This window comes from Kitasatospora sp. NPDC043949 (assembly GCF_056435365.1).
On sequence record NZ_JBWKEQ010000038.1, the window covers coordinates 16429 to 27737 of the forward strand.

Consider the following 11309-nt stretch of genomic DNA (forward strand, 5'->3'; position numbering starts at 1 on the left):
CGGCGACGCCGTTACGGATGGCCGTCATTTCGTGTAGTACCAGTACTCCGGCTCGTAGCCCTGGAAGGGGTCACCGGCGTCGAGGTGCAGCTTCTTGGTGACCTCGCTGATCGCGAGCGTGTTGGGGGTGTAGATGACCGGCTGGTCGCCCGCGATGTAGTCCTCGTAGGCGTACAGGTCGTTGACGTCGCTGCCGGTGGTGGTCTTGACGATCAGCTGGTCCAGCTTCGGGTCGGAGAAGCTCCAGACGTTCGGCCCGGCTCCGGTGGCGAACAGCGCGTCGCCGGTCGGGTAGTAGTCGGGGGCGTAGACCCAGCCGCCGTAGAGCAGGCCCTGCCACTGGCAGCCGGCCGGCTGGTCGGCGCCGCAGGCCACGCCCTCGTTGCCGATGGTGTTCTGGGTCTGGCTGACCATGGTGATGCCGATGCCCGCCTTGGCCGCGTCCGAGCGCATGTCCGCCGCCATGGTGTCCAGCGCGGCCTGGCCGGAGGGGTAGTCGAGCGTGAACGCGGCCTTGGTGCCCGCCGCGATACCGGCGCCGCACTGGTTCGGGCCGGTGCCCGGGTCGGTGCAGGTGGCCGGGACGCTGTCGGTGTTCCAGCCGTGGCTGCTCAGCAGCTGTTTGGCGGCCGCCGGGTCGTAGGTGGCCCGCTCGGACTGGCTCTTGGGGGAGAGCGGGTTGCCGGCCGGGAGGCTGGGCACGGCGCCGGTGCTCGGGTAGCCCCAGCCCTTCCAGATGCCGTTGATGATGCCCTGCTGGTCCACGGTGTCCTGGACGGCCTTGGTGAAGTAGGGCTGCTTGAACAGCGGCCCTACGGCCGGGTTGGCGAAGTTGATCTGGTAGTACGAGATCTCGTCCAGGTAGGTCGGGGCCGGGATGTAGTAGCCCGCGCCGCTCAACGGGTTGCCCGCGTCCGGGTTCTTGGCGTTGAAGGTCGGGGAGTTCTCGGCCGGCAGGTAGCCGACGTCGATGGCGTTGGCGCCGCCGCTGCCGGCCTTCAGGTCCGCGTACTCCGTGGTGGCCGAGGTGTACGGGACGAAGTCCACCTCGTCGAGGTGCGGCTTCTGCGGGCCCGAGTAGGCGGGGTTCGGCACGATCCCGTACGCGCCGGAGGTGCCGTTGTAGTTCTTGAGCTTCCACGGGCCGTCGACCACCGACCACAGCGGGCTGCCCGCGAAGTCGCCGCCCTTGGTCGACTGCGCGCTGAGGTAGGCGTAGTCGGCCGCGCAGTCCTTCGCTGCGGCGTCCGAACCGAACGCGTCGCTCGCGCAACTGCCCTTCTGCCCCTGGCCGGTGAGGTCCCAGGCGAGCGGCATCGGCGTGATCTGGCTGAGCTCGTCGTCGGTGAACCAGGTCTGGTTGACCGGGGTGTTGAGGGTCAGCGTCAGGGTCTGTCCCGAGGCGGTCGCCGAAGCCACGTTGTCCGGGAAGTACTTGGCGCCGATCGCCGGGTTCGGCGGGGTGTAGTAGCCGCTGTTGGACGACTCGGCCTTGGCCATGTTGATCCAGAACAGCACGTCCTGGGCGTTGACGTCCTCACCGTTGGACCACTTCCACGGCTTGACCTGGAGGGTGACGGTCCTGCCGTCCGCGCTCCAGGTGGGCGCCTCGCCGAGGGAAACCTCCGGGTCGAGGGCGACCTTGTCGTTCAGGCCCCAGTAGTACAGGGGGCGGTAGAACAGCTCCTGGAACTGGCTGGTGTTCACCGTGGTGACCTGGGCCGGGGAGTCGAACGGCCAGATGGCGTCCGGGAAGGTGGAGGGCGCCTCGGCGACCCGCACCACACCTCCCTGCACCGCCGCTCCGGCCGGCCCCGGGTTGCCGCTGCCGCCGCCCCCACCGCCGCCACTGCAGGCCGCGGCGGTTGCCACGACCGTGACCAGCGCCACCACCTGCGCGAATCTGCGCGCTCCTGCGGACTTCGTCATCCTTGACTTGCCCCTCTCCCCCACGTGAACACCACGAGTTCTTTCCTTGCGCGACCTGACGGTTCGCCGACGCGGGCATGGCGATGCCGTGGCCGGGCAAGGTGAGCGGCTTTCCCGACGGCGGGAAGGCACCGGCGTCCGTGGGCTTCAGCCGCTTGCCGCGTGCTGGCCCTGCCCCGTCCGGTGCTACCAGTTAGACCGATTTTTCGAACAGAGAGAAGCCTTGGGGACGACTCGTGTTCGTCAAGTTTCCATCAAGGAAAGGATCTTGAGGACGCACGTGGTTCTCACACCGGGACCGGCCGGAGTTCTTACACGCCTTTGCCGTCGCTCTGCCGAACCGCTGACCGGCACCCGGCAGGGTCGTGCCCACACCGACCGCAGAACGTACGGAGGGCACCACGATGACGACGAACACGGCGACGAACACGGCGGCAGGGACGACCGGTACGGCGACGGACGCGACCGCGAGCCGGGCGAAGGAGCCGGCCCGCCGGGGCGGGCTGGCCGCCGCCGCGCTGGCGGTGCTGGCGGCGGTGCTTCCGGTCACCACCGCCTCGCCCGCGCAGGCCGCCCCCACCGGGGCGGCGGGCCGGCCCGCGTGGTGCCCGACCGTCCCCGGGCACCAGGTCGACTGCACGACCATGCGCCGCCCGCTGGTGGCGGACGAGCCGCGCCTGGGCGGCATCGGCGTGAGCTACGCGGTGGTGCGCCACAGCCGCCCCGGCCCGGCCCGGGGCACCATCGCGTTCAACCCCGGCGGCCCCGGCGAGACCCTCATCGACCGCGCCGACCAGGTGGCCGGGGCACTGCAGGGGGTGCTGGACGACTACGACCTGCTCCTGCTGGACCCGCGCGGCACCGGCCGCTCCGGCCGGCTCCCCTGCGACGTCACCGAGGCCGACTACCGCTTCGCCCCGCGCCCCGCCCAGCGCGAGCTCGTCGCCGACTGCGCCGAGGAACTCGGCCCGCGCGCCCGCGGCTACACCAGCGCCGCCACCGCCGACGACCTCGATGCCGCCCGCGCGCGCCTGGGCGCCCCGAAGCTGGTCCTGTACGGCCTGTCGTACGGCACCTACCTGATGCCGGTCTACGCCGACCGCCACCCCCAGCGGGTCGAGTCGATGGTGCTGTCCGGCGCCTACCCGCTCGCCTTCGACTCCCTGGCCCGGCCCGGCGCCCAGCAGGTCTCCCTGACGCTGCGCCGGATCTGCGAGCGCAGCGGGGCCTGCGACCCGGAAGGCGCCGTCCGCGACCTCGCTGCCACCACCGAGCGGCTGCGCACCCACCCGCTGGTGCTGACCGCCTCCCTCGGCGGCAGGCCGCGCACCGTGGTCTTCAGCGAGGACAAGCTCGCCGACCTGATGTACGAACCCGCCACCCGAGGCATCGGCCTGCACCCCGAGGAGCCCGGTCTGCTCGGCGCGCTGCCGGCCGCCCTGCACGCCCTCGCCGCGGGCGACGAGGGGCCGCTGGCCGCCCTGGTGCGCGCCGAGGTCGAGCACACCGGCACCGAGGACCAGGCCTCCTTCCTGGCCGTCACCTGCAACGACTACGCCCGTGCGTGGGACCCGGCCGCCCCGCCCGCCGAGCGCCGCCGCCAGTACCGGGCCGCGCTGGCCGCCGCCGACCCGGCCGACTTCGGGGCGTTCAGCGTCAAGGGCTGGACCGAGGGGCAGACCGACGGCGGCGACAACTGCCTGTCCTGGCCGCGCCGCGGCACCGCCAACCCGCAGCCGACCGACCTGAAGAACGTGCCCGACGTGCCCGTCCTGGTGCTCTCCGGGGACCTCGACACCAACACCCCCGAGGCCAACTCCCGCCTCTCCGCAGCCCAGTTCCGCCGCAGCGCCTTCGTCTCCGTGCCCAACAGCGGGCACGTCCCGGAGATGGAGTCCACCGGCTGCGCGGTGGACATCTCCACCCACTTCATCCGCACCGGCGCGGTCGGCGACACCTCCTGCCTCGCGCACATCCCCCCGGTCCCCGTCGTCCCGGTCCCCCGCTGACCCGCTGCCCCCCTGACCGGCCGCCTGACCCGCGGACCGACCACCCCCCGACCGGCATGACCACGCCCGCCACCAGCGAAGATGACACCATGACAGATCCCACCGCCGCCCGGCGCACCGTCCTGGTCGTCGAGGACGACCCCGGCGTCCGCAACACCCTCGACCACCTGCTGCGCTTCGAGGGCTACCGGGTGCTCACCACCGCCGACGGACAGGAGGCCCTGGAGCTCCTGGAGCACCGGCGCCCCGACCTCGCCGTGGTGGACGTGGTCATGCCCCGCCTCGACGGCCTCGCGCTGTGCCGGATGCTGCGCCGGCGCGGCGACCGCCTGCCCGTCCTGGTCCTCACCGCCCGCCACCAGCTCGGCGACCGGGTCGCCGGGCTCGACGCCGGCGCCGACGACTACCTGGCCAAGCCCTTCGCCACCGAGGAACTCCTGGCCCGTATACGCGCCCTGCTGCGCCGCACCGAGCCGCTCGGCGGCGAGAGCGCCGAACTCGGCCTCGACGACCTCGCCCTGGACCCCGGCGCCCGCCAGGCCCACCGCGGCGGGCGCCGGCTCGACCTGACCAAGACCGAGTTCGACCTGCTGGAACTGCTCCTGCGCAACCAGGGCACCGTCCTGACCCGCCACCAGATCTACGAACGCATCTGGGGCTACGACTTCGACACCGACTCGCGCTCGCTCGACGTCTACGTCGGCTACCTGCGCCGCAAGACCGAAGACGGCGGCGCGCCCCGGCTGATCCACACCGTGCGCAACGTCGGCTACACCGCCAGGACCGCCTGATGCTGCGCACCAGGATCGGCCTCGTGGTCCTCGCCTCCGTCCTGCTGGCCATCGCCGTGCCCGTCACCGCCGCCTACCGCGGCGTCAGCACCCTGGTCGCCGACCAGCTCGACCGGAGCCTGGAGGACCGGGCCCACACCGTGCTCGCCGCCCTGGACCTCGACCGCTCCCCGCCCGCACGGCCCGACACCGTCGAACAGCTGCTGCTCCCCGACGGCACCACCCGGCCGCTGGGGGCCCCGGGCGGCCCGGCGCTGCCCGTCTCGGCCCGGGCCCGGGAGGTGGCCCGTACCGCACAGGGCGCCCACCAGGAGGACGCCACCGTCGACGGCACCCCCTACGGCATCCTCACCAAGGCCCGCCCCGACGGGCAGGGCGCGGTGATGGTCGGCCAGACCTACGCCGGGGCGCAGACCGTCGACGACGCGTTCCTGCGCCGCATCACCTGGACCAGCGCCGCGGCCGCGGCCGCCTCCGCGCTGCTCAGCTGGCTCGTCCTCGGCCGGATCCTGCGCCCGGTGCGACGCCTGGCCCGCGCCGCCGAACACATCACCACCACCCGCGACCTGACCACCCCGCTGCCCGCCGCCGGACGCGACGAAGTCGGCCGCCTCACCCGCGCCTTCGAGGCGATGGTCGGCGCCCTGCGCCGCTCCCGCGACCAGCAGCAACGCCTGGTCCAGGACGCCAGCCACGAGCTGCGCACCCCGCTGACCTCGGTACGCGGCTGCGCCGAACTCCTCCAGCGCGCCCGCGGCCGGCTCGCCCCCGCGGACGAGGAGCAGATCCTCGCCACCCTGGTCACCGAAACCGTCGCACTCGACGAACTCGTGCGCGAACTGGTCGAGTTGGCCACCGACCAGCAGACCGTGGAGGACCCGGAGTCGGTGGACCTGACGGCCGCCGCCGAGGACAGCGCCCGGCGCTTCCGGCGCCGCACCGGCCGCGAGATCACCGTCACCGCCGAACGGCCCGTGCCGGTGCGGGCCCGCCCGCGCGCGCTGCAGCGCTGCGTGGACAACCTGGTCGGCAACGCCGTCAAGTTCAGCCCGGACGGCACCCCGGTGGAGGTCCACGTCACCGGCACCCGGCTGGCCGTGCGCGACCACGGGCCCGGCATCGCCCCCGGCGACCGGCAGGCCGTCTTCGAGCGCTTCTACCGCGCCGCCGGCACCCAGTCGACCCCGGGCTCGGGGCTGGGCCTGGCCATCGTCCACGACCTCGTCGCCGCCGACCACGGCACCGTCTTCGCCACCGCCGCCCCCTCCGGCGGCGCCGAGGTCGGCTTCCACCTGCCACCCGCACCGGAGGGCTGACGGCCCGCCCGGAGGTCAGGACGGCGGGTCGGTGGTCTGCGAGCCCGGCCGAACGGCGTGGCCCGTCGCGGACGGGTCGGCGCGTCAGTCGGGCTGTTCGGCGTTGCGGGCGCAGCGGAAGCCGGCGTGGCCGCTGGAGCTGTCGGGAGTGTTGGAGCTGCGGGCGGCGACGCGGTAGCGGTTGCAGTAGGACTTGTGGCACAGGTGGGAGCCGCCGCGGATGACCTTGGCGGTTCCGGTGGCGGGGCCGGTGGGATTGGCCGGGGTGGGGGATGCGGGGTGGTCGGTGGTCCACCAGTCGGCGCACCACTCCCACACGTTGCCGGACATGTTGTACAGGCCGAAGCCGTTCGGTGCGAAGGAGCCGGCGGGGGCGGTGGCGCGGTGGCCGTCCGCGGCCGTGTTCTTCGCCGGGAAGGTGCCGCGCCAGATGTTGCAGCGGTGGGTGCCGTCGGGATCGAGTTCGTCGCCCCACGGGTACCGGGCCTGTTCGAGTCCGCCGCGGGCCGCGTACTCCCACTCCGCTTCGGTGGGCAGGCGTTTGCCGGCCCAGGAGGCGTAGGCGTGCGCGTCGTTCCAGGAGACGTGGACGACGGGGTGGTCGCCGCGGTCGGCGACCGTGCTGCCCGCGCCCTCGGGCCGGTCCCAGGCGGCTCCGGTGACCGCGCACCACCAGGGGGTTCGCTCCACCCGTACGGCGGTGCGCCGCACGGCGGCCGGGAGGAAGCCGGCGAAGACGTAGGACCAGCCCAGGCGCTCGGCGTCGGTGCGGTAGCCGGTGTCGGCGGCGAACGCGGTGAACTGCTCGTTGGTGACCGCGCGGGCGTCGATGAGGAACGGGTCCAGCCGGACCTGCCGCACGGGGCCTTCGCCGTCGTCGGGGAAGCCTTCGGAGTCGTCGGTGCCCATCAGGAACCCGCCGCCGGGCAGGAGGACCATGCCGTCCGTCGGGCCGGCGGGACGCGGGGCCGCGAGGTGGAGCGGGCGGAGCGTGCCGGGGCCTCGCGAGGGCGTGCAGCAGGGCGCCGAGGGCAGGTTCACGGGTTCCTCCGGGAGTGGGTTCAGCCGGCCGTGTGAGGCCGGCCGTGCAAGGCGGGCCGGGTCAGGCGGGCCGGGTCAGGCCAGGGCTGCCCGGCGCCTGAGGTCGAGCTCCCGCTGCACCCGCTGAACGTCCTTCGCGTAGGGCAGGTGGAGCAGCGTCAGGAAAGCGCCGTTGACGAGCATGAGGACCACCAGGACCGCCAGGAACACCGGGCGGAGTCCGACCACCTGGCCGAGGAAGCCGGCGCCCAGGCCGAAGGCGGCCCACGCGAGGGCTTCGAAGACCGAGACGTAGATCGTGAAGGCGGTGGCCCGCAGCTCGGGTGGGGTGACCGCCATGACCATCGGGCGGTTGAGGCTGGGATTGACGCCCTGGGCGACACCCATCAGGCAGAAGAGCAGGGCGTAGGCGCCGATGCCGCGGTAGTGGACCTGGGTGCCCAGGAAGGCGAGGACGGCGAAGGCGACCTGGGCGCCCTGGAGCGCGCCGGGAAGCCCGTGGCGGGGGCTGCGGCGGGTGGCCCAGTCGGCGAGGAAGCCTCCCAGCAGGGTGCCCAGCAGGTATCCGATGCCCAGCGGCATCAGGACGACGGCGGCTCGCTGGGTGGTGAAGCCGAACACGTCCACCAGGTAGACGACGGCGAACGAGGAGAGCAGCAGGTGTCCCGAGAGCAGCCGCGACACCAGGAGGATCGCGAAGCTGGGGATCTTGAACAGCGAGACGACGGTGGCCAGGCCGACCTTCGTCCGGGGCTCGCGGGCGGCCCGGTCGAGGTCCGCGAGTTGCCGCTCGGCCGCGCCGCGGCCGGGGTCGCGGAAGCAGAGCAGCAGCACCCCGCCGAAGAGGATGTTCAGGACGCCGACGCCCCACAGTCCCCAGCGCCAGCCGTCGTGGACTCCCGCCAGTTGCCCGATGAGCGGGCCGAGCACCGAGCCGACCAGCGACAGCGCACCGTAGAGGGCACCGACGGCGCGACCGCGCGACGCCGGGTCGAACAGGTCGCCGATGATCTCGGAAACCAGCGGCTGGGCGGCCGCGTAGCCGGCCGCGAGGACCGTGACGAAGACCAGCAGTTCGGTGAAGTCCCTGGAGAAGCCGGCGGCCACGCCCCACACCCCCCACAGGCCGGTGGACAGGACCAGGACGCTCTTGCGCGACCAGCGGCGTGCCGCCCACACCCACAGGGGGGCCGCGAGCACGCCGATCAGCTTGCCGGCGGCGGTCAGGACGCCGAGCGAGCCGAGGGTCAGGCCGAGGGCGTTTCTGATGACCGGGAACAGGCCGGTGACCAGGCCGGCCTCGGTGCCGTCGACCAGCATGGCGCCGCCGAGGACCGAGAGCTGGGCCCATCGGCCTTGGACCGGGGGCGGGCCGGTCCTCGTGGCGGGCCCGGAGGTGCCCTCGATAAGGTCGGACATGCGCGACTCCACTTCTTCGCATCGTTCGTCACAGGGGCAGTGCGGGGGAAAGGCGGCGTGCTCGCCGGTGACGGGGCTGCAACCCCGTCACCGGTACGTCGTGCGCCGGCTGGTCAGAGAGCGGCGAGTTCCTCGGCCACCCGGCGCAGGGCCGACACGTCGGTGAGGCCGCCGGCCAGGGCGGCGACGTCGATCAGCGGCGTCGGGCCGAGGAACTGCAGGAATTCGGAGTCGACGATGCCGGGCAGGTGCCTGCGCATCACCTCCACGGCGACCGGGTCGGAGATCAGGGCGAACACGGGGGTCCGCAGCGAGAAGCGTCCTGGGGGGTAGTCCTCCGGGTGGGGCAGCGGCTCGGCGGCCCGGTCGGCCTGCTCGCGCTGGGCCCGGACCAGCAGGTGCTCCGCGCCGACCGGGCCCTCGGCCGGCAGGCCGAGGCGCTCGTACTGGCTCGGCGGTGCGTCGCCCGCGCGCATCAGCTCCACCAGCAGGGTCGCCATCCGCAGCTCGGCCGCGTCGTCGACGAGGGGGGTGCGCTGGTCGGGGTCGCCCTCCAGGTCGAACAGCAGGGTGCCGTGCTGGTAGGGGTTGATGAAGGTGCGGCCGGGGACGCGCAGGGTGCGAACGCCCTTGGTGAAGGTGAACGGCTCCGCCAGTTGGAGGTTCGCCAGCTCGGCCGGGGAGAACCGCCCGCGCATGTGGGTGGGCATCAGCGTGTGTTCCAGCAGCGGCGCGTTCTGCGCCGTGGCGGGGGCGCGCATGTAGACGTACCGACCGTCGGTGACGTTGACGTGGCCGCCGTGGATTCCGAACAGGGCCGCCTCCCGCACCGGGGTGTCCTCGGCCACCGGCAGCGGGCGGCCTTGCACGTCCGCGGGGCGCTCGATGCCGAAGTACTCCAGCAGCGTCGGTGCGAGGTCGATCGTCTGCACCAGGGCCCGGCGCCGTTCCCCGGCCTTGCCGGCCCGCGGGTCCCACACGAACAGCGGCAGGTGGACCAGTTCGTTGTACCAGGGCTGGACGGTCTTGCCCCACCAGCCCTTCTCTCCCAGCAGCAGGCCGTGGTCGGTGTTGACGATCAGCAGGGTGTCGTCCCAGAGGTTCTGCTCGTCCATCAGGTCCAGCACCCGTCCGAGGGAGTGGTCGCACATCGACAGCAGCGCCGCGTACTCCAGGCGGGCGTGCTCGACCTGGCCGGGGGTCTCCACCACGCGCTTGTAGTCGGGCCAGTCGAAGTGCGGGCCTTCGTAGTCGTGCGGGTAGAGGTCCTTGAACCGCTGGTGGCTGAAGAACGGCTCGTGCGGGTCGAAGGTCTCGATCTGCACGAACCACCTGTCCGCCTCCCGGTTGGTGCGGACGAACTCCAGGCCCGCGTCGAAGGTCAGCGTCTGCGGGTGGCGGTCCTCGGTCGCCAGGTGCGGGCGGTTCACCCAGTCCTGCCGGTAGGACTCGAACCGGAGCTTCTTCAGGTCCTCGGGGATCTCCGGGTCGGCCACCTGGCCCTTCCACGGGTCGCCCTCCTGGCCGCGGAAGAACTCCCAGGTGTTGTACCGGCCGTGGTAGGTGGCGCCGCCGTCCTCCCAGTAGTGCGGGTGGTCGCTGACCAGGTGGGTGTACACCCCGTTCTGCTTGAGGAGCTCGGGCATGGAGTCGTCGAACGGCTCCAGCGGGCCCCAGCTGCGGTGCAGGAAGTTGTACCGGCCGGTGTGGATCTCGCGGCGGGCCGGCATGCACGGCATCGACCCCGCGTAGGCGCTGTCGAAGGTGACCGACCGCTCGGCCAGCCGCGCGAAGTTCGGCGCGTGAGTCCAGTCCCCGCCGTAGGGCGGCAGCATGTGCCGGTTGAGGCTGTCGAACATCACCATGATCGCCTTCATGCGGCGCTCCCTTCTCCGGCCGGTGGCGTCTTCCGCCCCGGCTGCCACTGTTCGAGACGCCGGAGCATGCGCTCCAGCCAGGCCACCCACGCGTCCATCGCGCCGGCGCCGTACTGGTGCAGTTCCTCGTAGACCTCGCGTGCAAGTTCCTGGTCCAGCTCGGGCAGCGGGTCCTCGAAGCGGACCGTGCGGTCGCGGGGCCGGTTGCGGGCGATCTGCTCGCGCCGGTGGTCCAGTTCGGTGCGGATCAGCAGGATCGCCGCCTCGCGGTCCAGGACCGCGGCGAAGGCGAAGCGGGAGAGGAAGTCCGCGTCCTGGAACCGGCTGGGCGGCTCGTACGGGGAGCGCACCCACTCCATCAGCGCTTCCCGCCCCACCGGCGTGAGCCGGTACACCTTCGCGTCGGGACGCCCCTCGCGCGGGTCGACCTCGAACGCCACCCAGCCGTCCGCCACCATCCGCCCCAACAGGCGGTAGATCTGGCTGTGGTGGGCCCGCGAACGGAGGAACTGGCCCTCCGTCTCGACCCACTTGCGCAGGTCGTACCCACTGAACGGCCGGCCGGCCAGCAGGGCGAGCAGGACGTACTCGAACTGCATCGAGCCCCCTATGTGCGGAATCACTTATGTGCTCAGTGTTCTATCCGCGACACGGGGGTCGTCAACGCGGCGGGCGGTGAATTATCCGACCGTTCATATGAGTTCACGGTGATTCACAGTGCACAGCGCACAGTGCACAGCGCCTGCGCTACCGGCGGGGACGTCGAAACCCGGCGCGGCTGCGACGGAACAGGCCCCTCCCGGGAAAACGGGCGCGGGGGGGGGGGGGGGGGGGGAGAAGGGGAGGACGGGGGGGGGGGGGGGGTGTTTTTTCCCGGGAGGGCCTGTCCCCCCCCCTTTCGTTCTAGGTGGACCTTATTGGCTACAG

General features: G+C 72.5%; 8 protein-coding genes. 3 read left to right on the forward strand and 5 right to left on the reverse strand.

What is annotated here, in order from left to right; all coding sequences use genetic code 11:
- Positions 1 to 24 precede the first annotated feature (24 nt).
- Positions 25 to 1929, reverse strand: coding sequence for an ABC transporter substrate-binding protein (locus AC07AL_RS27045; protein ID WP_363581281.1), 1905 nt, complete (start codon positions 1927 to 1929; stop codon positions 25 to 27).
- Between the two features lie 404 nt (positions 1930 to 2333).
- Between AC07AL_RS27045 and AC07AL_RS27050 the strand changes: the two genes are divergently transcribed.
- The 3 genes from AC07AL_RS27050 (at position 2334) to AC07AL_RS27060 (ending at position 6045) form a co-directional block, all read left to right on the forward strand.
- Positions 2334 to 3938 (forward strand): alpha/beta hydrolase, encoded by a 1605-nt coding sequence (locus tag AC07AL_RS27050; RefSeq protein WP_363581279.1) that lies wholly within the window; start codon positions 2334 to 2336, stop codon positions 3936 to 3938.
- Positions 3939 to 4027: 89 nt separating this feature from the next.
- Entirely contained in the window at positions 4028 to 4729 is a 702-nt protein-coding gene (locus AC07AL_RS27055) for a response regulator transcription factor (RefSeq protein ID WP_363581277.1), read from the forward strand.
- Positions 4729 to 6045 carry a sensor histidine kinase gene (locus tag AC07AL_RS27060; protein WP_478318482.1) on the forward strand — a complete coding sequence of 439 codons (1317 nt, stop codon included), beginning with the start codon at positions 4729 to 4731 and terminating at the stop codon, positions 6043 to 6045. The genes AC07AL_RS27055 and AC07AL_RS27060 overlap by 1 nt, the downstream gene beginning before the upstream one ends.
- Positions 6046 to 6129: 84 nt before the next feature.
- On the opposite strand, the gene AC07AL_RS27065 is transcribed toward AC07AL_RS27060, so the two are convergent.
- The 4 genes from AC07AL_RS27065 to AC07AL_RS27080 all read right to left on the reverse strand — a co-directional run bounded on the left by AC07AL_RS27065 (position 6130) and on the right by AC07AL_RS27080 (position 10981).
- The gene (locus tag AC07AL_RS27065) at positions 6130 to 7086 is read right to left on the reverse strand and encodes a formylglycine-generating enzyme family protein (RefSeq protein WP_478318484.1); all 957 of its coding nucleotides are present in this window, start codon (positions 7084 to 7086) and stop codon (positions 6130 to 6132) included.
- A gap of 75 nt (positions 7087 to 7161) precedes the next feature.
- Entirely contained in the window at positions 7162 to 8505 is a 1344-nt protein-coding gene (locus AC07AL_RS27070) for an MFS transporter (RefSeq protein ID WP_478318486.1), read from the reverse strand.
- A gap of 113 nt (positions 8506 to 8618) precedes the next feature.
- The gene (locus AC07AL_RS27075; protein ID WP_363581271.1) at positions 8619 to 10382 is read right to left on the reverse strand and encodes a sulfatase; all 1764 of its coding nucleotides are present in this window, start codon (positions 10380 to 10382) and stop codon (positions 8619 to 8621) included.
- Positions 10379 to 10981, reverse strand: a complete 603-nt coding sequence (locus tag AC07AL_RS27080) for a PadR family transcriptional regulator (RefSeq protein WP_363581269.1) — start codon at positions 10979 to 10981, stop codon at positions 10379 to 10381. The genes AC07AL_RS27075 and AC07AL_RS27080 overlap by 4 nt, the downstream gene beginning before the upstream one ends.
- Positions 10982 to 11309: the final 328 nt, after the last annotated feature.

Coding starts and splice junctions, on each gene's coding strand:
- AC07AL_RS27075 (WP_363581271.1), bottom strand. CDS start 10,382: ATGAAGGCGATCATGGTGATGTTCGACAGCCTCAACCGGCACATGCTG.
- AC07AL_RS27070 (WP_478318486.1), bottom strand. CDS start 8,505: ATGTCCGACCTTATCGAGGGCACCTCCGGGCCCGCCACGAGGACCGGC.
- AC07AL_RS27050 (WP_363581279.1), top strand. CDS start 2,334: ATGACGACGAACACGGCGACGAACACGGCGGCAGGGACGACCGGTACG.
- AC07AL_RS27055 (WP_363581277.1), top strand. CDS start 4,028: ATGACAGATCCCACCGCCGCCCGGCGCACCGTCCTGGTCGTCGAGGAC.
- AC07AL_RS27045 (WP_363581281.1), bottom strand. CDS start 1,929: ATGACGAAGTCCGCAGGAGCGCGCAGATTCGCGCAGGTGGTGGCGCTG.
- AC07AL_RS27080 (WP_363581269.1), bottom strand. CDS start 10,981: ATGCAGTTCGAGTACGTCCTGCTCGCCCTGCTGGCCGGCCGGCCGTTC.
- AC07AL_RS27060 (WP_478318482.1), top strand. CDS start 4,729: ATGCTGCGCACCAGGATCGGCCTCGTGGTCCTCGCCTCCGTCCTGCTG.